Genomic DNA, 21,200 nt, shown 5'->3' on the forward strand with positions numbered 1-21,200 from the left:
CCGGCGCTACTCCCACCAGGGGCGGTAGCCGACGCCGTGCTTGGCGACGCGCTGCACGTCGCGGCGCAGTTCCCGGGTCTCGCGCGCCACACCCGGCGGGAAGCCGTGCTTGAGGGCGCGGTGCTCGGCGGTCTCGCCCATGTAGCAGATCGAGTAGAACATGCCGACCAGCAAGCCCAGCAGGATCGCGCTGAGCCTGATCTCCAGCGGGCCGGGCAGCAGCACCAGCAGGCAGAACGGCGCCAGCTGGGTCAGCGCGCGCAGGACGTGGCGCAGCACCCAGGTGCTGCAGGTGACGTCGTGCAGCACCCACTCGGCGCACCGGTCCGGCAGCCTGCCACCGAAGGCGTACCAGACCCACTGCGCTGGATTGGGTCGAGTGGTCGCCATGGTCTCCAGGCTAGTCGTCGCGGGGTTCGACCGGTCCGCCCGTTCGGCCGGTCCTGCTCGCCGCTGGATCCTAGACAACCGGGCGGACGGGCCCGCCGATCGGCTCCGGAAATCCACGTCACACCGGGGGTCGGATCGCGTCTCACCTGTAACGAAACAGGTCGTGGACCGATGTGTAGGGCAGAAGGGGTGAGTGACGTGTTCGTGGTCGTGGTGGCGCTGCTGTTGGTCTTGATCCTGGGTGCGGTGATGTTCACCGACGCGTTCGACGGGAAGGGTTCGTCGGAGCGCCGGAACGTGAAGCACCTGCTGGCGGAGTTGAAGCGGGGCTTCCGGACGCCCAGCCATCGCTGAGCGGTCCGAAGTGGACCATGGCCCGGCCGGTCGACGGCCGGGCCTTCGTCGTCCCATCGCCTCCTGCTCGTCCACTGAGGACGACGGCCGGGCCGCACGACCTCCCGGACCCCCGCTGACCAGTGATGATCTTGGAAGGGGGCTGGCGGAGGCGATCAGCGGTCACGTATGGTGCGACCCGAGCGCCTCACCCGTTCGGGTGAAGGCAAGGACGAGTCGACCGACCAGGTGGGGTGAGCACAAGTGGGCAGTTCGTCGTTGCCCCGGACCCGCGGGCGCGGCCGCCACCGGCGCGTGCAGCCCAAGACCTGGCACCGCGCGACTCCCCCGCGCCTGCTCGGCTACGCCATCGCGGTGTTCGTCACGGTGATCGCGGTCGGCAGCGCGCACCACGGCACCGTCGCCGCCCCGGCCCCGCAGGCTGCGGCCCCGGCACCTGCCGCCCAGCTGCTGCCGCCCGAGACCACCTCGACCGCACCGAACCTGCGCGTCCGCGAGCCCGAACCGGCGGCCGTGGCCGTCGAAGCACCGCCGCGCACCACGACCCGGCCCACGCCCACCGCCGAACCGGAACAAACCCCGGTGCGGGCGACCGAGGCGCCCGATACGACGGCGCAACCGACGACTTCCGTGGCGACCACGACCCCGTCCGAGACCTCCGAGCCGGCGCCGACCTCCACCACCGCCCCGCCGTCTGAGTCTGCTTCGCCATCGAAATCCACGCCGCCGTCGGAGACGCCGAGCGAGACGGCTCCGCCGTCGGAGACGCAGCCGCCGACCAGCTCCGAGCCCGAGCACCCGCGCCTGCTGCCCCGCCTCGACGAGGTCATCGACGGGCTCACCCGGCCGCTGCTGGGCCGTTAGCCGTCGCGATCCGCGGCGCCCGGTGGGACAGTCGGTCCCGAGGGGGTGCCGCCATGGACGTCATCGCGATCACCGGTGGAACCGGACACCTCGGGCGCGAGCTGGTGCGCCTGCTCAAGCCCGGGCACCAGGTCCGGGTCCTCACCCGCCGCCCCGGCACCGATCCCGAGGTGGAGTGGGTGCAGGGCGACCTCACCACCGGTGCGGGCGTGCCCGAACTGGTCGCCGGCGCCACCGCTGTGGTGCACGCGGCCACCTACTCCCCCGCCGCTGAGCGCGGGTTCGTGCACCCGGTCGACCTCTGGCGCAGCCCGCCGGACGTGGACGTCGACGGCACCAGCCGGTTGCTGGAGGACGCGACCGCGGCCGAGGTGCGGCACTTCCTCTACGTCTCCATCGTCGGCGTGGACCGGCCGGCGATGCCCTACCTGCGGCTCAAGCACACCGCCGAGGAACTGGTGAGCGTCTCCGACCTGCCGTGGTCCACGGTGCGCGCCACCCAGTTCCACTGGTTGCTGGACCGGATGTTCAACCGCGCCGTGCGACTGCCGCTGCTGCCGCTGCCCACGGCGCTGCCGACGCAGCCCGTGGACGTCCGGGACTTCGCGGAGTACCTCGTCGAGTGCCTCGGCAACGGCCCCGGCGGTCGGCGCGAGGACTTCGGCGGTCCCGAGGTGCTGACGCTCGGCGATGCGCTGCGCACCTGGCAGGCCGCCCGGGGCAAGCACCGCAAGCTCGTCGAGCTGCCCGCGCCCCGCCGGCTGCGGCGCATCGCCGCCGACCTGACCTGCCCCGGTGCGCGACGCGGCCGGATCACCTGGGCGGACTGGCTGCGCGCTCACCCCGCCGGGTGACGCACAGTCCACATCGGACGTCCGTGGGCCCGTGCCCGGCGCCCCGCCGCGCCCTCCTACGATTTCAACCGGACGGAAAGCGGAGGCGGGTGCGATGGCGACCGAGTACGGCGGCGGAGGCGATCCGGTGCGCAGCCTGGCGCTGCTGTGGCGGACCCAGGACGGGCCGAGCAGCGGTCGCCGGGGACGCTCCGACCTGGGCGTGGACCGGATCGTGCGCGCCGGGATCGAGATCGCCGACACCGACGGGCTCTCGGCGCTGTCCATGCGCAAGGTGGCCGATCACCTCGGTGTCGGCACCATGTCGCTCTACACCTACGTGCCGGGCAAGGCCGAGCTGATCGACGTCATGCTCGACACCGCCTACGGCGAGACCGCGCGGCCCGAACCCGGCACGACCGGCTGGCGCGAGCAGGTCGCCCGGATCGCGCGGGAGAACTGGGCGCTCTACCACCGCCACCCGTGGATGCTGCAGGTCGCGGCCGGCCGCGCGGTGCTGGGCCCGAATGCCATCGCGAAGTACGACTACGAGCTGACCGCGCTCACCGGGCTCGGCCTCACCGACGTCGAGGTCGACGCCGCGCTGAGCCTGGTGCTCGGCCACGCCGAGGCGGCCGCCCGGCGCGCGGTGGAGGCGACGCTGGTCGAGCAGCGCAGCGGGATGACCGACGAGCAGTGGTGGCGCGCGCACGCGCCGCTGCTCGGCCAGCTGATGGACCCGCAGCGCTACCCGACCGCGTCCCGCATCGGCTCGGCCGCGGGCGAGGCGCACGGCTCGGCACAGGATCCCGAGCACGCCTTCGAGTTCGGCCTGCAGCGCATCCTCGACGGGATCGAAGCCCTCATCGCGCAGCGGTGATCAGGCGATCTTCACCAGCATCTTGCCGGTGTTCTCGCCGCGGAGCAGGCCGAGGAACGCCTCCGGAGCGTTGCGCAGGCCGTCGACGACGGTCTCCCGGTAGCTGATCTTGCCCTCGCGCAGCCAGCCGCCGACCTCGGCGAAGAACTGGTCCTTGCGGTCGGCGTGGTCGATGACGATGAAGCCCTGCAGCCGCAGCCGCTTGGAAACGATCTTGAACAGGTTGTTCGGCCCCGGCTGCGGCTCGGCGTTGTTGTACTGCGAGATCATGCCGCACTCGGCGACCCGGCCGAAGTCGTTGAGCACGTCGATCGCCGCTTCCAGGTGCTCGCCGCCGACGTTGTCGAAGTAGACGTCGATGCCATCCGGCGCGGCGGCGCGCAGCTGCTTGACGACCGGCCCGTCGTGGTAGTTGAACGCGGCGTCGAAGCCGAGCTCCTCGGTGAGGTAGCGGACCTTCTCCGCCGACCCGGCGCTGCCGATCACCCGGGACGCACCGCGCAGCTTGGCGATCTGCCCGGCCAGCGAACCGACCGCGCCTGCCGCGCCGGAGATGAACACCACGTCGCCCTCGCGCTGCTCGGCGATGTCGGTCAGACCGACGTAGGAGGTCATGCCCGGCATGCCGAGCACGTAGAGGTAGGCGTTCAGCGGCGCCACCTGCGGGTCGACCTTGACGGCGTGCTTGGCGTCGAAGACTGCGTAGTCGCGCCAGCCGAGGTAGTGCAGCACGAAGTCACCGGGCTGGAAGCCCTCGGCGTTGGAGGCGACGACCTCGCCCACCGCTCCGCCCTGCAGCGCCTTGCCCACCTCGAAGGGCGGCACGTAGGACTTGCCGGCGTTCATCCGGCCGCGCATGGCCGGGTCGACGCTCATCACCACGTTGCGCACCAGCAGCTGGCCGTCGCCGGGCTGCGGGACGTCGACCTCGACGACGTCGAAGTTCTCCGGTGTCGGCCAGCCCTTCGGGCGCGACGCGAGGCGGATCTCCAGGCCCTTGCTCATCGTTACTCCTCCACGAGACGGGAATCGCCACCGACGATACAGAAAGTGTCATTGACTGCCAATTGTCTCCCGATGACTTATGTCTCGGCGTGCCGCAATGGCAGAATGGACGGCATGAACGTCCCGAACGACCAGGGTGGCCTACGCGCCCGCAAGAAGCAGCGCACCCGCGCGGCCCTGATCGACGCGGGCCTGGACCTGTTCCTCGCCCACGGCTACGAGGCGACCAGCGTGGACCAGATCGCCGCCGCGGTGGACGTCTCCGCGCGCACCTTCTTCCGCTACTTCGCGAGCAAGGAGGACATCGCGCTGGCCAAGGGCACCGAGTTCGACGAGCTGGTGCTGGACGCCCTGGCCTCCCGGCCCGCCCCGGATCCGCCGCTGGAGGCGCTGCGCGCCGCGATGCTGGACGCGCTGCGCGAATCCGCCGCCGACTCCGGAGTCCAGCGGTTCCTGGTCACCCAGCACCTGATCAACAAGACGCCCGCGCTGCTGGCCGGCAACCTCCGGCGGGCCGCGGGCGCCGAAGGGCGGCTGACGGCCGAGATCGCGAAGCGGCAGGGCCTGGATCCCGCCGAGGACATGCGCCCGCGAGTGCTTGTCGCCGCGGTCTGCGGTGCGCTGCGCATCGGCCTGGAGGCGACCTGCGCCGACCCCAGCCGCGAGCCGGCGAGGATGGTCGAGCTCGTGGAGCAGGCGATCGACCTGGCCACCGCCGGCATCCCGCAACGCTGGGGCGAGGATCCGCGCCGCTGGTGACTAAAGTTGTTTCCAGACTCGTTTTGCGTAGCGGTGCCGGTAGCGGAACCTCAGCGCCCACCTGGACTCCGGGATCCCGGACTGATGTATGACCAATACACGGCGCTCGGGCTGTCCTCGCCAGGCCAACGCTGAGAACCCGCAGCGGTGCAAGCGGCGTAGGTGGGCTATACGCCTGCGGCGCATGCGACCCCTTCTGCGCTGCGGCGCGTTGGTCGTCGCGGCTGCGGAAGCACCGACCGAGATGAAAAGTTTCCACGAGAGGGGTCAGATGGGCGAGATCGTCAGCTTCGCCGATGTCCAGGACGCCGCCGAGCGGCTGGAGGGCATCGCGCACCGCACCCCGGTCGTCACCTCCAGCACGCTGGACGAGCTGGTCGGCGCCGAGGTCTTCCTCAAGTGCGAGAACTTCCAGCGGATGGGCGCGTTCAAGTTCCGCGGCGCCTACAACGCGATCTCCCGGCTGAGCCCGGAACAGCTGCGGCGCGGCGTCGTGGCGTACTCGTCGGGCAACCACGCGCAGGCCGTCGCCCTGGCCTCCCGGTTGCTGGGCACGACCGCGGTGATCCTGATGCCCGCGGACGCCCCGGCGGCCAAGCTCGCCGCCACGCGCGGCTACGGCGCGGAGGTCATCACCTTCGACCGCTACACCGCCGACCGCGCGGAGCTCGCAGGCAAGCTCGCCGAGGAACGCGGGCTGGCGCTGATCCCGCCGTACGAGCACCCGCACGTGATGGCCGGTCAGGGCACCGCCGTGCTGGAACTGCTGGCCGAGACCGGACCGCTGGACGCGCTCGTGGTGCCGGTCAGCGGTGGCGGGCTGGTGGCCGGGTGCGCGACGGCGGCCAAGGCGCTGCACCCGGACGTCCGCGTCATCGGCGTGGAGCCCGACACCGCCGACGACACCCGGCGATCGCTCGCGGCCGGTGAGCGGGTCTCGGTGCCGGTGTCGCGCACCATCGCCGACGGGCTGGCCGTCGGCACGCCGGGCGAGCTGACGTTCGCGGTGAACCAGCGGCTGGTCGACGAGATCGCGGTGGTCACCGACGACGAGATCCGGGCGGCGATGCGGCTGGCCTTCGAGCGGCTGAAGCTGGTGGTCGAGCCCAGCGGTGCGGTCGGCATCGCGGCGCTGCTCGCCGGGCGGATCACCGCGGCGGACCGGGTGGGCGTGGTGGTCTCCGGCGGCAACGTCGGGGTCGAGCGCTTCGCCGAGCTGCTGGGCTGATCACGGACGCGGCCAGGAGAGCTGCGCCGGGCGCAGCTGCTCGTAGGCCCGGGCCAGGCGGAGCACGCCGACGTCGTCGAAGCGCCGGCCGGCGATCTGCAGTCCGATCGGCAGGCCGTCCGGGGTCCAGCCGCAGTTGACCGACACCGCCGGCTGCCCGGACATGTTGTAGGGCAGGGTGAACGCGATGTGCTCCATGCCGCGCAGCGGGTCACCGGTCGGGTGGGTCTGCTCGGCCGGGAACGCCGGGATCGGCGCGACCGGCGACAGCACGTAGTCGAAGTCGCGGACGACCCGGTTGGCCGCCACCGAGATCGCGTCCATCTGGCTGAAGCCGTGGAACACCTGGGCCGCCGTGGCCTCCCGCGCGCTCGACGCCCACTGCGCGATGCCCGGCAGCACCAGCTCCCGGCGCTCGGCGGGCAGGGCCGAGATGTCCGTCCAGGACCGGAAGCGCCAGAACAGGTCCATGCCGTCGAGCATCTCGCGGGACAGGAACGGGTCGATCGGCTCGACCGACGCGCCGGCCGATTCCAGCACCTGGCCCGCAGCGGCGACCGCGGCGGTGACCACCGGCTCGACGGGCAGGCCCACGCGGTGGTCCAGCAGCAGCGCGATGCGCAGCCCGCGCACCTCGCCGTCCAGCCGCAGCCAGTCGATGCCTGCCGGTGGCAGCGCGGTGTGGTCGCGGGCATCCGGTGCCGCCAGCACCGAGGACAGCAGCGCGGTGTCGGTGACCGTGCGGGTCATGGGCCCGACCACGCGACCCGGGTAGGGCGGGGCGACCGGGATGCGGCCGAAGCTCGGTTTGAGGCCGACCACCCCGCACCACCCGGCGGGCAGCCGGATCGAGCCGCCGATGTCGGTGCCCAGGTGCAGCGGCCCGTACCCGGCCGCGGCGGCCGCACCCGCCCCGGCGCTCGAACCACCCGGTGTGCGGCCGAGATCCCACGGGTTCCTCGCCGGCCGGTGGAAGCTGGACACACCGGAGGACAGCATGCCGTAGTCGGGCATGGTGGTCTTGGCGAAGATCACCGCGCCGCTCTCCCGCAGGCGCGCCGCGGCCGGTGCGTCCTCCCGCGCCGGGATCAGCTCGGTCGCCGCCGTGCCCTGCGGCACCGGGGTGCCCCTGGTGGCGATGTTCTCCTTCACCGTCACCGGAACGCCGTCGACCGGACCTGCCGGTGCTCCGTCGAGCCAGCGGCGCTGCGAGGCCGCGGCCGCGGCGCGCGCGGCCTCCGCGTCCAGCGCGTAGGTCGCGCACAACTTCGGTTCCCAGGCCTCGACGCGCTCCAGGACGGCGTCGAGGGCTTCCACCGGCGAGGTCTCCCGCGACCGGTAAGCCGCGACCAGGTCCACCGCCGAGAGATCGGCCAGTTCCGCCATCCCACACTCCCTCGCTCACGGCCGAGTCTCGGTTACCGGTCGCCGCGGGGAAAGTTGGCAAGGTGTCCGCGCTGGGTGCGGACACCTTGCACTTCGCCGGTTGACAGATCAGCTCGGCTTGCGGGTGCGCCCGCGAGCGCGCAGCTCGGCGTTGGGCAGCGCGGGAGCGGCCAGCGCGGGCTCCGCGTAGCCGTGCACGACGCCGAATCGGCCGTCCGGCGCGCCGGAAGCACGTCCGCGCTCCCAGTCCTCGCGGGCTTGGGCGACCTCCTCGTGCGAGCGGCCGACGAAGTTCCACCACATGACGATCTGCTCCTCGAACGGCACGCCGCCGAGCAGCAGCGCCCGGCCGGGCCCGCCGGAACCCAGCTCGACCTGCCCGCGGCCCCGCCCGAGGTAGAGCATCTCGCCGACGCCGACCGGCCGGCCGTCCACGGAGATCTCGTCGGACATCGCCAGCACGGCGTGCTCGAAGTCCGCCTCCAGCGGGAGGCGCAGCTCACGGCCCGCGCTGATCGACACCTCGGCGCCCATCAGCGGCGTGTAGGTGCGCGCCGGCGAGACCGCCCCGGCCAGCTCGCCCATCAGCACGGTCACCGAACCCTCCGGCGAGACCTCCACCGGGAGGTCGCCGTGGTGCTCGAAGTGCGGTGCGACGTCGCGCTGCTCGCCGGGCAGCGCGACCCACAGCTGCGCGCCGTGCAGCACCGGGCCGTGCCCGGCCGGGGATTCCTCGGAGTGGGAGATGCCGCGGCCCGCGGTCATCAGGTTCAGCTCGCCCGGCCGCACCAGCTGCTCGTTGCCCAGGCTGTCGCGGTGCAGCACCTCGCCGTCGAGCAGCCAGCTGACCGTCTGCAGGCCGGTGTGCGGGTGCGGCGGGACCTGCATGCCCGGCTGGCCCGCGATGTCGGCCGGGCCGTAGAAGTCGGCGAAGCACCAGGCTCCGACCATCCGCCGGTCGCGGTTGGGCAGCGTCCGGCCGACCATCATCGCCCGCGGCCCGCCCAGCGGGACGGTGCGCGGTTCCAGCAGTTCGGCCTCCGGTTCGGCGGCGGTGGTCACGCCGCCGCAGCGCAGCTCGGCCGGGTCCTGTTCCACATTGCTCACCCGGTCAGCTTCCCCCACACCGCTGATGGGGCACAATCGACCCGGCCCGCTGCCGAAGCCGAGGAGACCGAACGTGACCGACCAGCCCGAGGTCGTCGACAACCCGGACGCCGAGCGGTTCGAGATCCGCGCCGACGGCGAGCTCGCCGGATTCGCCGAGTACAAGCTGCGGCCCAGCTCGATCGCGTTCGTGCACACCGAGATCGACGCGGCCTTCGGCGGCCGCGGAATGGGCGGCAAGCTGGTCCGCGCGGCCCTGGACTCGGCTCGCGAACGCGGTCTCGCAGTGCTGCCGTACTGCCCGTTCGTGCGCCGCTGGATCAGCACCCACGCCGACTACCTCGACCTGGTGCCGGCCGACAAGCGCGCCAAGTTCGAGCTCGAGGAATCCACTTCGGAGTGATCAGCCGACGGTGGCGCCGAAGATCAGGCCGAGCACGTAGGTCGCCGCCGCCGCTCCCGTGCCGATGCCGAGCTGCCGCAGCGCGCGGGGCAGCGGTGCGGCGCCCGACAGCACGCCGACGGTCGCTCCGGTGAGCATCAGCGCGAGCCCGACCAGCACCACCGCCACCAGCACCGCCCACCCGCCGGACATGCCGAAGAGGAACGGCAGCACCGGCACCAGGGCTCCGGAGGCGAAGAAGGCGAAGCTGGAGACGGCCGCCTTCATGCCGGTGCCGACGATCTCGTGGTCGTCGGCGGGCGCCTCCTGGGCGGGCACCGGCGGTTTCGGGTCGCGCAGCAGCGCATCGGCCCGGCGCTGCGCCTCTTCGGCGGACATGCCCCTGGCGCGGTAGACCAGCGCCAGCTCGTTGGCGTCGACGTCGAGGTAGGGCACCACGGCGCGGGCTTCCGGGTTCGGCGAGGCCGCGGCCAGCAGTTCCCGCTGGGAGCGCACCGAGATGTACTCCCCCGCGCCCATCGACAGCGCTCCCGCGAGCAGCCCGGCCAGGCCCGTCAGCAGCACCGTCCCGGTGGGCACGTTCCCGCCGATCACGCCGAGCACGAGAGCCAGGTTGCTGACCAGGCCGTCGTTCGCGCCGAACACCGCCGCGCGGAAGGTTCCCGACACGCGGGCGCGGCCGCGGGCGGCGAGCGCGCGCACGACCTCCTCGTGGATGCGCTCGTCGGCGGCCATCGCCGCCGAGGCGTCGCGGTCCGAGCCGTACGGCGAGCGGCTTTCCGCGCGCTGCGCCAGGGCCAGCACGAAGACCGAGCCGAAGCGGCGGGCCAGGAACACCAGCAGCCGCATCCGGAACTGGCCGCGGCGCATGGGACCGGCCTCGTCGCCGAGCAGTTCCTCCCAGTGCGCGGCGTGGCGCTCCTCGGCTTCGGCCAGCCCGAGCAGGATCTCGCGCTCCTCACCGGAGCGGCGGGCCGCGAGCTCCCGGTAGACCGCGGCCTCCTCGCGCTCGTCGGCGAGCAGTCGCCGCCAGCGGCGCACCGACCTCGCATCCGCCTTCGGCGATCTTCCGCTCTCACGCACGCGCCAAGCCTCGCAGCCGATCTCCGCGGCCACCAGTCGACGCGCGGCCGAGGTCAGCCGCCGAAGTCGGGCTTGCGCTTCTCCAGGAACGCCCGCATCTGCTCGCGCGCGTCCGGTGACTGCGACGTCGCGGCCATCACCTCGGTGGCGATCGCGTACGCATCGGCCTCGGGCCGGTCGAGCTGGGCGTAGATGGTCTGCTTGCCCACCGCCTTCGCGTGCCTGCTGCCCCGTGTGGCGCGCGCCAGCAGATCGTCCACCGCGGCGTCGAGCTCGGCGTCGGGCACCACGCGGTTGACCAGGCCCCAGCGCTCGGCCGTCGGGGCGTCGATCGGGTCGCCGGTGAGCGCGAGCTCCATCAGCCGCTTGCGCCCGATGGACCGCGCCACCGGCACCGCCGGGGTGTGGCAGAACCAGCCGCCCTTGCCACCGGGCAGCGCGAAACCGGCGGACTCGGCGGCCACCGCCAGGTCGCAGGAGGCGACCAGCTGGCAGCCGGCCGCCATCGCCAGCGCGTGCACACGCGCGATCACCACCTGCGGGACGGCGTGGATGGTGCGCATCAGCGATTCGCACCGCCGCAGCATCTCGCGCATCTCGTCCAGGTCCCGCTCGGCCATGTCGCCGAAGTCGTGGCCGGAGCTGAACACCGGCCCGGCACCGGCCAGCACGATCCCGGTCGCCTTCGTCGCGGCGGCCGCCTCGAAGGCCTGCTCCAGCTCGGCGAGGTGCGCAACGGACAACGAGTTGCGCCGGTCCGGCCGGTTCATGGTGATGCGGACGGTCGCACCGTCCTGCTCGGACAACACGTGCTGGTAATCCATCAGCGCTCCTTCGACCACGTCGTCGCCGTCGAGCCTCGCACGAGCGGGACCGCGCCGTCACTGCGCCTTTTCATCGTGGCGGTTCCGCAGCCGCGAGGCCCGAGCGCACGTCAACAGGGCGTCGCATGCGCCGCAGGCGCATAACCCACCCCCGCAACCCGCACCGCCGCGGGTTCTCAGACGCCGCCTGGCGAGGACAGCCCGTTCGCCGTGTATTGGACATACATCAGAACGGGATCCCGCAGCCAGACGGCGTCTGAGGTTCCGCCACCCGCACCGCCACCCAAAACGAGCCTGGAAACCTCACTGCTCGGCGGGCAGCGCTCCCATCGTCTGCAGGTGGGCCATCGAGCCGTAGCGGGCGACGAGGTGGTCGAACTCGGCCTGGTCGTGGAAGGCCAGCTGCCCGGCGCCGAACTCCTTGGCCACCTCGACCGCGTAGCGGGCCGCGGCGGCGATGTCGGTCTCGTGGCTGGCACCCGTGGCGCAGCCGGGCACCGCGGTGGCCGCCACGATCGCCAGGCCGACCACCGGTGCGTCGGTCGCGGTGGCGGGCTGCAGGATCGAGTTGATGTGGTAGACGCCGTTGCCGTAGGGCGTGATGTCCTGAGTGGTCACCGGGTAGGTCACCAGCGGCTCACCGGTGACGGTCTCCAGCAGCGTGCCCAGCCGGTCGGCGACGCGCAGCACCCAGCCCTGCTTGACCGTCGGCGACAGCGCCAGGCCTCGGTGGTTGATGATCCGGTTGCCCTTGGTGGTGTCGATGGACAGCACGGCATCCATCTCCTCGCCGACCTCGTGGGCGTTCATGGTGGCGATGCCCACCGGCGAGTCCATGAACGGCACCGGTTCGTGCGGGCGGGTGGGGGCGTCCGGACACACGTGGGTGCTGATCACGACGTCGCCGGGCAGCCGGTCGCCGCGGGCTCGCATGGTCAGCAGCTTCGCCGCGGCCGAGATCGCCGCCGCAGCGCCGTCGCCGTCGGAGACGAAACCCGTCACCTCGGGGCGGGCGCCGATACCGCCGAGCCTGCCCACCACGCCCAGCGTCGGGGCGTCGCCGCCCGCCGCGCGACCCCGGGTGCCGGGCACCCGGACCTGGACGAAGTCGGTGCTGCCGCGCTCGCCGCGCACCGTGGTGCTGGTGACCAGCCCGGGCTCGCCCGCCGCGCGCTCCAGGTAGCCGGCCACGTCGGCGCCGGTCACCTCCGGCGAGTCGAGCAGGTCCACCACGTCCAGGACGTACTTGAGCATCCGCGGTTTCCTCCGGAGCCGGGGCCGAGCGGTGCGGCCGGATTCGCTGGTGACCGCCGGGAACGGGCGGCCCCTCGGCGACCACCGTGCGCGGCCGCCGGACCGCTGGGCAAGGAAATCCCGCTATTCGCACAATGGGGCCATGCCGGACTTCGGAACCGACCGCCGCACGCCGCCCGGACTGCCGCAGACCGCCGACCGGGCGCTGCAGGTCCTGCTCGCCTTCGACCGCGCGCACCCGGAACGGGGCGTGACCGAGATCGCCGCCGAGTTCGGGCTGCACACCTCGGTCGCGCAGCGGCTGCTGGCCACGCTGGCCCACCGCGGATTCCTGGTGCGCAACGACGCCAACCGCCGCTACCGGATCGGGCCGGCCGCGCTGCACCTGGGCCGGATGTGGGACCAGGCGGGGGCGTTGGACCTGCTGGTGCGGCCGCTGCTGGCGGAGCTCGCCGCCGACACCGGGCACAGCGTGCTGCTGGCACTGCCCGACAGCGCGCACATGCGCTGCGTGGTGGTCGCCGAGGGCGCCGACGGGAGGTTGCGCGACTACCCGCTGACCAACGAGCTCTACCCCGCGCACGCCGGTGCCACGAGCAAGGCCTTCTACGCCTTCCTGCCCGCGGAGGCGCGGTCGCGGATCTTCACCGACCGGCCGCTGGCCCGCTTCACCGACCGGACGGTGACCGACCTGGCGGTGCTGGAGCGGCAGTTCGCCGAGGTCAGGGAAGCAGGCTGGGCCTTCACCGTCGGCGAGTACGACGTCGGGGTGGCGACGCTGGCCGCGCCGGTGTTCCTGCGCGAGGAGCTCTACGGGAGCGTCAGCGTGGGCTGGCACACCGACCAGCACGAGCACGATCCGGCCGACTGGGCGGAGCGGCTGCGGGAGCTCAGCAACCGGATCGGGTGGCGGCTGACCCGGCCGCTGCGGGCACGACGCGCCGTGGCGGAGTCTGGTGCGGCCGCGCGGAGCTCCGCCCGGTAGGGTTTTCGCGTCGCTGCGCTGGTGGTCCGACGACGGGGAGGCTGATGGCGATGAACCGCAAGCCGGTGATCGCGGTCGTGGTGCTGGTGGTCGTCGTCTGCGGGTTCCTGCTGGTCCGCGATCCGGTCGGCGCCGCCACCACCGTGCAAGCCGCGTGGGAACTGGTGATCACCGCGGTCAGCACCGTGTTCACCTCGCTGACGACCTTCTTCCAGCACCTGTTCCACAGCAGCTGACGAAATCGGAAATTCCTTCACCGGCGCTCCTGCGCGTCACTCTCCAACAGCGCATTCCGAACTGATCTCCGCGCGCGCGAAAACGCGCCCGCGCATGAACGATCAGCGGCACTTCTTACCCCATTCGCACTCCCGGAAAACGGGGCGCGCAAAAATCCAGGGACCAAATACCCGTTTCTTCCGACAACACGCTCCAGTAGGCCGCCAGCAGGCGAAAAAACCCGTCGACGCATTGCCGGGGTCAGCTTGTCCTGCACCACTCGACGTCTTAGTGTGGGAGGCGGTCACGTCGAGGAAAGCGAAATGCCCGGCGTCGCAGGACGACGGGAACTGGGGAAGTCCGGTTCGCCCCGCGAAGTGACCCGACGCGAGGGGCGAATTCTGCAAACGGGCCGCGAGCCCGAAGCTCCCACCGAGCGGCAGTTCGATCCAGGGCCCAGATCGATTCCGCCCGGAATTCGGTTCACGGTGCCAGCTGAATTCACCTCGCATCGCGTGCAAGCGCACGCCGGATTGCACGACGGTCCGGCAAGCGACGTGCATCGACTGGGAAATGAGTGATCGGAATGCAGATCAAGGACACGTTCAGGTTCGACGGCCGCCGCAACCGCCACGGCTGGGGCTGGGGCAACGGCTGGGGCTGGGGCTCCGGCTGGGGCTGGGGCGGCGGCCACTGGGGCGGCTGGGGCTGGGGCGGCTCCGGCTGGGGCTGGGGCTGGGGCGGCTGGGACTGCTGACCGAGCCCTGACCGACGTTCCATCCATCCGATTCGCGTGGCTCCCGCTCCCCTGGAGCGGGAGCCACGCCCCTGCCTGGGGGTGAGGCGGTTGCCGGGGTTGGTGAAGTGGCTGTTCCGGCCTGCTGAACGCGACACCGAGGGGCTCGTCGAGCACGCGCCGGTGCTGCGCGTGCGGGCGGTCATCAAGCGGTTCTGGCCGGATGCCAGGCCGTTCCGCGGCTGGCTGCTGCTCAGCCTGCTGCTCGTGCTGATCTCGCCGCTGCTGGACACCGCGGCGATCTGGCTGTTCAAAGTGCTCATCGACGACGTGCTGACACCGCAGAACTTCGCCGTGTTCCCGATGGTGGCGGCCGCCTACGCGGTGCTCACGCTGCTGTCCGGAGTGATCGACTTCTGCGGGCAGTACCTCGCGGTGTGGATCGGCGAGAACTTCCTGCACCGGATGCGCACCAGGGTGTTCGCGCACCTGCACACGCTGTCGGTCGGGTTCTTCGACCGCAGGCGCATCGGCGACACCCTGTCCCGGCTCACCGACGACGTCGGCGCCATCGAGTCGCTGGTGCTCTCCGGCGTCGCCCAGACCTTCTCCTCCGTGGTCAAGATCCTGCTGTTCGGCGGCGTGCTGTTCTACCTGGACTGGCAGCTCGCGCTGGTGGCACTGGTGGCGGTCCCGCTGTTCTGGGTGGTGGCCAAGTTCTTCGCCCGCCGCATCAAGGACGCCTCCCGGGAGGAGCGCGGGCGCAGCGGCTCGATCAGCACCGTGGCCGAGGAGAGCCTCGGCAACGCACCGCTGATCCAGGCCTACGGCCGCGAGTCGGCCGAAGTCGGCCGCTTCGCCCGGCAGAGCCGCGGCAACGTCGTCGCCGAGCTCTCCGCCGCGCGCATCGGGGCGCTGTTCGGGCCGCTGACCGACCTGCTGCAGGTCTTCGGCGTGCTGGCGATCGTCGGAGTCGGGATCCTGGAGCTGTCGGCCGGGCGGATCACCCTCGGCGGGCTGCTGGCGTTCCTGATCTACCTCTCGCAGCTCTACACGCCGGTGCAGAGCCTCGGCCAGCTCGTCAACCGGGTGTTCTCCGCATCCGCCAGCGCCGAGCGCATCATCGAGCTGCTCGACCAGAAGCCGCTGGTGCAGAGCCCGCCGGACCCGGTGCCGCTGCGGCGGGTCACCGGCCGGATCGACGTCGACCGCGTCGACTTCCGCTATCCCAGCACCAGCACCGATGTGCTGCACAGCGTGAGCTTCTGCGCGCCGCCCGGCCAGACCACCGCGGTGGTCGGCGCCAGCGGTGCGGGCAAGTCGACGCTGACCAAGCTGCTGCTGCGCTTCTACGACCCGGAGCGGGGCCGCATCCTGCTCGACGGCGTCGACCTGCGGCAGCTGGACATCGCCGAGCTGCGCGCCAACATCGCGATCGTGCTGCAGGAAACGCTGCTGCTGGACGGCACCATCGCGGACAACATCCTGGCCGGCCGCCCGGATGCCGATGAGCGCCAGCTCGTCGAGGCCGCCGAGGCCGCCGACGCCCACGAGTTCATCCAAACCCTGCCGGAGGGCTACGAAACGCGGGTCGGGCAGCGCGGCCGGCTGCTCTCCGGCGGGCAGCGGCAGCGCATCGCCATCGCCCGCGCGATGATCCGCGACGCGCCGATCCTGCTGCTCGACGAACCGACGACCAGCCTGGACGCCGACGCGACGCGGCGGATCCTCGCCCCGCTGCGCCGGTTGATGGCCGGGCGCACCACCATCGTGATCTCGCACAACCTGCTCACCGTCCGCGACGCGCAGCAGATCGTCTACCTGGACCGCGGCCGGATCACCGAGGCGGGCACGCACGAGGAGCTGCTCGCCAACAACAACGGCTACGCCCACCTCTACCGGCTGCACCACCCGGAGCGGGGGCAGGCGGTGCCCGAACAGCAGGTGGCACCGCCCCGGCCGGTCGACGGGCAGCTGCCGAACTGAACCGGCAGGCGACTGCCCCTCCACCCGTTTCCGGGCGGAGGGGCAGTTCGGCCGGTCAGCGCCGCCAGGGCTCGCCGCGGCGGCGGGCCAGCAGCCACCGCTGGCCGGTACCGGCCAGCCGCATCGTCTTGCGCGCCACCAGGTTCTGCTGGACCAGGTAGCGCTGGTACTGCCAGGGGCGCTGGATGCCGTGCCTGCCCGCCATCGCGTAGCAGAACTCCACGGCACCGCGGTCGGTGTAGCGGTCGGCCCGCTCGAACCACGCCATGCTGCTGCGCGCCGCGATCTGCGCGTCCCGCAGCGCCGTGTGGCCCGCCTCGTCGAACTCCTTGACCGCCAAGGCGGTTTCGGGCTGGTCGTAGAGGTTCTGCGCGAGCACGATCGCATCGATGATGGCCAGTTTGGTGCCGGATCCCAGCGTGAAGTGCGTGGTGTGCGCGGCATCCCCGATCAGCACGGCGTTGTCGTAGCGCCAGGTCTCGTTGAAGACCTGGGTGAAGCGCTGCCACGACGCCGGTTTCCCGCGCGACTGGCTGATCAGCGGGCGGCCGCGCAGCGGCGCGGCGAAGATCTGCTCCAGCAGCTGCCGGGTCTCGGCGTCGCCGAGCCGGTCCAGGCCCAGCCCCCGCCAGGTCTGCTCCGTGCACTCCACGATGAACGTGCTGATGCCCGCGGCGGACGGGTAGGCGTGGAACCAGATCCAGCCCGCCGGGGTCTGCTCGAAGTCGAAGGTGAACTTGTCGAACACCCGCTCCGTGCCCAGCCAGATGTAGGGGTTGTTCCCGTGGTCGATCCGGGTGCCGAACTGCTCCTGGTAGCGCTGCCGGGTGCGGCTGTTGGCCCCGTCGGCGACCACCACGAGGTCGGCGTCGGCGAACTCGGCGAGGTCGTCCACCGCGGTCTCGTACTGGAACCGCACGCCCAGCTCGGCCGCCCGCTCGGCCAGGATCGCCAGCAGCGGCGCCCGGTTGACGCTGTAGCCGTAGCCGCCGAGGTAGGCCTTGTCGGTGTTGTGCAGCGCGACGACCTGCTCCTGCCAGAGCGTGGACTCGGCGCGGATGCGGCGCGCGCTCTCCCGGTCGTTGCGGTAGAGCGTGTCCAGCAGGTCCTCCCAGTAGACGACCCCCCAGCCGTAGGTGGCACCGGGCGGGTCCCGTTCGATCACGGTGATGTCGTGGCCGGCATCGCGCAGCTTCGCCGAGATGGCGAAGTACAAGCCCCCGGGACCGGCCCCGATGCAGACGATTTTCACAGCAGCACCTCCTGGACGACAGGCGGCCAGCTGCGCAGGCGGTCCGGGCGGATCGCCAATGTCCGCGTGAGAAGTCGATACGTCCTCGTTGTACCCCTCAGCCCGCTTGGTCGCACCTGCGCCGGGTCGAGGGCTTCCGGGCTCGTTTCGCGTCGCGGCGCCGGTGCATCCGGTCGCCGCCCGAGGCGGAAATCTCTGTTCGCGGTCGCCGGCCGGGACCCGGACATCCGTTCGGCTGCTCGCGGCTTGCCGAAGCAGTACGCTCGTAGCCGCGCATCGTCGTTTCGCCCAGCCACGCGCGGGGGTTCGGCAGCAGGCAGTCCCCGTGCAGCTCGGGGCGCGGCAGCCGGGAGTCGACATGAGCAGGCTGACCCAGCCCACCAAACCCGAGAGCAGGTTCACCGCCTCGCTGCGCCGTCAGGCCGACGAGCTGGACCTGCGGTTCCGCATGGCCGCCGGGATGCGGCGGCAGCTCAACAAGGTCTTCCCGTCGAACTGGTCGTTCCTGCTCGGCGAGATCGCGCTGTACAGCTTCGTGGTGCTGCTGATCACCGGCACCTACCTCGCCTGGTTCTTCGACCCGTCGATGACCGAGGTGGTCTACGACGGGAAATTCACCAACCTGCAGGGCATCCCGATGTCGCGGGCGTTCGAGAGCACCCTGGACATCTCCTTCGACGTCCGCGGCGGGTTGTTCGCCCGGCAGCTGCACCACTGGGCGGCGCTGATCTTCATGGCCGCGATCGTGGTGCACATGCTGCGGATCTTCTTCACCGGCGCGTTCCGCCGCCCGCGCGAGGTGAACTGGACGATCGGCATCCTGCTGTTCATCACCGGCATGTTCGAGGGCTTCATCGGCTACTCGCTGCCCGACGACCTGCTCTCCGGCACCGGGCTGCGGATCGCCTCCGGGATCCTGCTGTCGGTCCCGGTGATCGGCACCTGGCTGCAGTGGATCCTCTTCGGCGCGGAGTTCCCGGGCAACGAGATCATCCCGCGCTTCTACATGATCCACATCTTCCTGCTGCCCGGCATCATCGCCGCCCTGGTGGCGGTGCACCTGGCGATCGTCTGGTACCAGAAGCACACCCAGTACCCCGGCGCGGGCCGCAAGGAGTCCAATGTGGATGGCGTGCGGATCATGCCGGTGTTCGCGGTCAAGAGCAGCGGGCTGTTCTTCGTCGTCACCGGCGTGCTGGCGATGATGAGCGGGGTCTTCCAGATCAACGCGGTCTGGAACTTCGGCCCGTACAACGCCTCGATGATCTCCGCGGCCTCGCAGCCCGACTGGTACATGATCTGGACCGACGGGATGGGCCGGATCTGGCCGCCGTGGGAGCTCTACCTGGGCCCCTACACCGTGCCCGCGGTGTTCTTCCCGCTGGTCCTCGGGCTCGGCCTGGTGTTCACCGTCGCGATGATCTACCCGCTGCTGGAGCGCAAGCTCACCGGCGACGACGCCCACCACAACCTGCTGCAGCGCCCGCGCGACGTGCCCGTGCGCACCTCGCTGGGCGCGATGGCACTGGCGTTCTTCCTGGTGGTGCTGGCCTCCGGCATGAACGACATCATCGCCTTCGTGTTCGGGCTGTCGTTGAACATGACGACCTGGGCCGGCCGGATCGGGGTGCTGCTGGCGCCGCCGATCGCCTACTACGTGACCTACCGCATCTGCCTCGGGCTGCAGCGCACGGACCGCGACGTGCTGGAGCACGGCGTGGAGACCGGCATCATTAAGCGGCTGCCGCACGGCGAGTTCGTCGAGGTGCACCAGGCGCTGGGCCCGGTCGACGAGCACGGCCACCCCGAGCCGCTGCCCTACCAGGGCACCCCGGTGCCGAAGAAGATGAACCAGCTCGGCGCGGCCGGGCACTCGGTGCCGGGCAGCCTGCTGGTCCCGGACCCGCGGGAGGAGACCGAGGTGCTGCAGCAGGCGCGGCGCGAGCAGGCCGAGCAGGAGCAGGCGGCGCGCGCGGGCCGCGAGGCGGAGGTGCGCTCCGGGCGGCCGCGGGCACCCGAGCAGTGATCCCGCCGCGCGGTGAATATGCTTTCGGGCGGTCAGCGATCCGTCGGAGGCATGTGTGGTTCGGCAACCGATCCCGGTCATCATCGTCGCCGGGTTCCTCGGCTCCGGGAAGACGAGCCTGCTCAACCACCTGCTGCGCAACCCGCAGGGCGCGCGGATCGGCGTGGTGGTCAACGACTTCGGGCAGATCAACATCGATGCGCTGAGCGTGGCCGGGCAAGTCGACTCGTCGGTCTCGCTGAGCAACGGCTGCCTGTGCTGCGCGGTGGACCCCAGCGGCCTGGACGACCTGCTGGCCAAGCTGGCGCGCCCGAGCAGCGACATCGACCTGATCGTGATCGAGTCCAGCGGGCTGGCCGATCCGCGCACCATGGTCCGGCTGCTGCTGGGCAGCACCAACCCCCGGCTCGGCTACGGCGGACTGGTCGAGGTGGTCGACGCCGCCGAGTTCGACCGCACCCGGCAGCGCCACCCCGAGCTCGACCAGCACCTGCGCTTCGCCGACCTGGTGCTGCTGAACAAGACCGACCGCGTCTCCGAGGGCGATCGCGACCGGCTGCTGGAGCTGGTGCGCGAGCTGGCCGGTGGCAGGCCGGTGCTGCCGACCGCGCACGGCCGCATCGACCCGGCGCTGCTGTTCGACCGGGAATCGGTGCGGCAGCGGCGGGAGACCGCCCGGCAGCTGACCTTCGACGACCTGGTCACCGATGATCACGATGACTGCCACGAGCACCTGCACGCCGCCTACCAGAGCGTGGAGTTCACCGCCGACGAGCCGGTCCACCCGCGCGCGCTGATGCGCTTCCTGGACACCCGCCCGGCCGGGGTGTACCGGATGAAGGGCCAGGTGCACTTCGGGGTGCCCGGCCACGAGCAGAAGTTCACCCTGCACACCGTCGGCGACTTCCTGCGCTTCCAGCGCTCCCGCTGGGCCCGCGCCGAACCGCGCCGCACCCAGCTCGTGGTGATCGGCTCGGGCCTCGACCGCGACCGGATCCGCGAGGACCTGCACGCCTGCCTGGGCCGTCCGGACGAGGCCGACGAGCACAGCATGCTGGACGTGCTGAAGTTCATCAGGAGCTGAGCAGCGGGGGTGGCACCGCCGGTGCGGCGTGCCGGACAATCGGGCCATGACCGAGCGCAAGCCCCCTGGCACCACGTTCGAATCGTGGGTGGACCGGCAGATCCGGACGGCTCAGGAGCGCGGCGACTTCGACGACCTGCCCGGTGCGGGCAAGCCGCTGCCCGGCGCCGGGCAGCCCGTCGAGGAGCAGTGGTGGGTCAAGGACTACCTCCGCCGCGAGGGCCTGTCCGGCGAGGCGCTGCTGCCGACGCCGCTGCGGCTGCGCAAGGAGGTCGAGCGGCTCGCCGGGACCGTGCACGAGCTGCCCAGCGAGCAGGCCGTGCGCGAGGTGGCCGGCGATCTCAACCGCCGGATCGTCGAGCACATGCGCGCGCCGACCGGCCCGCAGGTGGCCATCGCGCTGGCCGACGTCGACGAGCTGGTGGCCGGCTGGCGGGCCGCCCGGTCGCGGGCTTCCGCCCGGCCCGAGCCCGAACCCGCGCCGGAGGAGCCGAAACCCCGCTGGTGGCGCCGGTTCCGGAGGTGACGCGTCCCACCTGGTGAGC

22 protein-coding genes are annotated in these 21,200 nt (G+C 71.7%); 14 read left to right on the forward strand and 8 right to left on the reverse strand.

Translation table 11 applies throughout. The features are described from left to right. Positions 1–6: 6 nt before the first annotated feature. The gene (locus tag ATL45_RS33475; RefSeq protein ID WP_093145757.1) at positions 7–390 is read right to left on the reverse strand and encodes a DUF5313 family protein; all 384 of its coding nucleotides are present in this window, start codon (positions 388–390) and stop codon (positions 7–9) included. Between the two features lie 189 nt (positions 391–579). Between ATL45_RS33475 and ATL45_RS39135 the strand changes: the two genes are divergently transcribed. From ATL45_RS39135 to ATL45_RS33490, 4 genes are all read left to right on the forward strand, one after another. Continuing rightward, positions 580–744 (forward strand): hypothetical protein, encoded by a 165-nt coding sequence (locus ATL45_RS39135; RefSeq protein ID WP_170210418.1) that lies wholly within the window; start codon positions 580–582, stop codon positions 742–744. A gap of 243 nt (positions 745–987) precedes the next feature. Then, the gene (locus tag ATL45_RS33480; RefSeq protein ID WP_143121523.1) at positions 988–1,608 is read left to right on the forward strand and encodes a hypothetical protein; all 621 of its coding nucleotides are present in this window, start codon (positions 988–990) and stop codon (positions 1,606–1,608) included. 53 nt (positions 1,609–1,661) lie between these two features. After that, entirely contained in the window at positions 1,662–2,462 is an 801-nt protein-coding gene (locus ATL45_RS33485) for an SDR family oxidoreductase (protein ID WP_093145755.1), read from the forward strand. A 94-nt stretch (positions 2,463–2,556) separates the two neighbouring features. Beyond that, complete coding sequence (locus tag ATL45_RS33490; RefSeq protein ID WP_093145754.1) at positions 2,557–3,321, forward strand: TetR/AcrR family transcriptional regulator; 765 nt, start codon at positions 2,557–2,559, stop codon at positions 3,319–3,321. On the opposite strand, the gene ATL45_RS33495 is transcribed toward ATL45_RS33490, so the two are convergent. Continuing rightward, positions 3,322–4,326 (reverse strand): NADP-dependent oxidoreductase, encoded by a 1,005-nt coding sequence (locus tag ATL45_RS33495; protein WP_093145753.1) that lies wholly within the window; start codon positions 4,324–4,326, stop codon positions 3,322–3,324. A 114-nt stretch (positions 4,327–4,440) separates the two neighbouring features. On the opposite strand from ATL45_RS33495, the gene ATL45_RS33500 reads away from it, so the two are divergent. Then, positions 4,441–5,085: a TetR family transcriptional regulator gene (locus tag ATL45_RS33500; protein ID WP_093147153.1), complete on the forward strand. Its 645-nt coding sequence runs from the start codon at positions 4,441–4,443 to the stop codon at positions 5,083–5,085. A gap of 271 nt (positions 5,086–5,356) precedes the next feature. Further along, a complete protein-coding gene (locus tag ATL45_RS33505) occupies positions 5,357–6,313 on the forward strand; it encodes a threo-3-hydroxy-L-aspartate ammonia-lyase (protein ID WP_093145752.1) in 957 nt (318 codons plus the stop codon). Here ATL45_RS33505 and ATL45_RS33510 read toward each other — a convergent pair whose 3' ends face one another. Then, positions 6,314–7,699, reverse strand: coding sequence for an amidase (locus ATL45_RS33510; protein ID WP_093145751.1), 1,386 nt, complete (start codon positions 7,697–7,699; stop codon positions 6,314–6,316). A gap of 108 nt (positions 7,700–7,807) precedes the next feature. After that, positions 7,808–8,806: a pirin family protein gene (locus tag ATL45_RS33515; RefSeq protein ID WP_093145750.1), complete on the reverse strand. Its 999-nt coding sequence runs from the start codon at positions 8,804–8,806 to the stop codon at positions 7,808–7,810. Positions 8,807–8,879: 73 nt separating this feature from the next. On the opposite strand from ATL45_RS33515, the gene ATL45_RS33520 reads away from it, so the two are divergent. Continuing rightward, positions 8,880–9,209, forward strand: coding sequence for a GNAT family N-acetyltransferase (locus ATL45_RS33520; RefSeq protein ID WP_246025698.1), 330 nt, complete (start codon positions 8,880–8,882; stop codon positions 9,207–9,209). On the opposite strand, the gene ATL45_RS33525 is transcribed toward ATL45_RS33520, so the two are convergent. The 3 genes from ATL45_RS33525 to ATL45_RS33535 all read right to left on the reverse strand — a co-directional run bounded on the left by ATL45_RS33525 (position 9,210) and on the right by ATL45_RS33535 (position 12,370). After that, positions 9,210–10,292: a VIT1/CCC1 transporter family protein gene (locus ATL45_RS33525; protein WP_093147151.1), complete on the reverse strand. Its 1,083-nt coding sequence runs from the start codon at positions 10,290–10,292 to the stop codon at positions 9,210–9,212. It abuts the gene before it with no gap. A gap of 53 nt (positions 10,293–10,345) precedes the next feature. Continuing rightward, the gene (locus tag ATL45_RS33530; protein ID WP_093145748.1) at positions 10,346–11,116 is read right to left on the reverse strand and encodes an enoyl-CoA hydratase-related protein; all 771 of its coding nucleotides are present in this window, start codon (positions 11,114–11,116) and stop codon (positions 10,346–10,348) included. Positions 11,117–11,419: 303 nt separating this feature from the next. Then, a complete protein-coding gene (locus ATL45_RS33535; RefSeq protein ID WP_093145747.1) occupies positions 11,420–12,370 on the reverse strand; it encodes a DUF1177 domain-containing protein in 951 nt (316 codons plus the stop codon). 142 nt (positions 12,371–12,512) lie between these two features. Here ATL45_RS33535 and ATL45_RS33540 point away from each other — a divergent pair, with 142 nt between their 5' ends. The 4 genes from ATL45_RS33540 to ATL45_RS33550 all read left to right on the forward strand — a co-directional run bounded on the left by ATL45_RS33540 (position 12,513) and on the right by ATL45_RS33550 (position 16,293). Continuing rightward, a complete protein-coding gene (locus ATL45_RS33540; RefSeq protein WP_093145746.1) occupies positions 12,513–13,355 on the forward strand; it encodes an IclR family transcriptional regulator in 843 nt (280 codons plus the stop codon). Between the two features lie 44 nt (positions 13,356–13,399). Continuing rightward, positions 13,400–13,591 (forward strand): hypothetical protein, encoded by a 192-nt coding sequence (locus tag ATL45_RS33545; protein WP_246025699.1) that lies wholly within the window; start codon positions 13,400–13,402, stop codon positions 13,589–13,591. A 566-nt stretch (positions 13,592–14,157) separates the two neighbouring features. Next, positions 14,158–14,328 (forward strand): hypothetical protein, encoded by a 171-nt coding sequence (locus ATL45_RS39140; protein ID WP_170210419.1) that lies wholly within the window; start codon positions 14,158–14,160, stop codon positions 14,326–14,328. 90 nt (positions 14,329–14,418) lie between these two features. Next, a complete protein-coding gene (locus ATL45_RS33550) occupies positions 14,419–16,293 on the forward strand; it encodes an ABC transporter ATP-binding protein (RefSeq protein ID WP_093145744.1) in 1,875 nt (624 codons plus the stop codon). A gap of 55 nt (positions 16,294–16,348) precedes the next feature. On the opposite strand, the gene ATL45_RS33555 is transcribed toward ATL45_RS33550, so the two are convergent. Then, positions 16,349–17,545: an FAD-dependent monooxygenase gene (locus tag ATL45_RS33555; RefSeq protein ID WP_093145743.1), complete on the reverse strand. Its 1,197-nt coding sequence runs from the start codon at positions 17,543–17,545 to the stop codon at positions 16,349–16,351. Between the two features lie 358 nt (positions 17,546–17,903). On the opposite strand from ATL45_RS33555, the gene qcrB reads away from it, so the two are divergent. Genes qcrB through ATL45_RS33570 form a run of 3 tightly spaced genes read left to right on the forward strand, consistent with a single transcriptional unit; the run spans position 17,904 to position 21,181 of the window. Then, entirely contained in the window at positions 17,904–19,571 is a 1,668-nt protein-coding gene (qcrB, locus tag ATL45_RS33560; protein ID WP_093145742.1) for a cytochrome bc1 complex cytochrome b subunit, read from the forward strand. 55 nt (positions 19,572–19,626) lie between these two features. Then, positions 19,627–20,655 (forward strand): CobW family GTP-binding protein, encoded by a 1,029-nt coding sequence (locus ATL45_RS33565; protein WP_093145741.1) that lies wholly within the window; start codon positions 19,627–19,629, stop codon positions 20,653–20,655. Positions 20,656–20,701: 46 nt separating this feature from the next. Beyond that, positions 20,702–21,181 carry a DnaJ family domain-containing protein gene (locus tag ATL45_RS33570; RefSeq protein ID WP_093145740.1) on the forward strand — a complete coding sequence of 160 codons (480 nt, stop codon included), beginning with the start codon at positions 20,702–20,704 and terminating at the stop codon, positions 21,179–21,181. Positions 21,182–21,200: the final 19 nt, after the last annotated feature.

The organism is Saccharopolyspora antimicrobica, from assembly GCF_003635025.1.
Taxonomy (GTDB): domain Bacteria; phylum Actinomycetota; class Actinomycetes; order Mycobacteriales; family Pseudonocardiaceae; genus Saccharopolyspora; species Saccharopolyspora antimicrobica.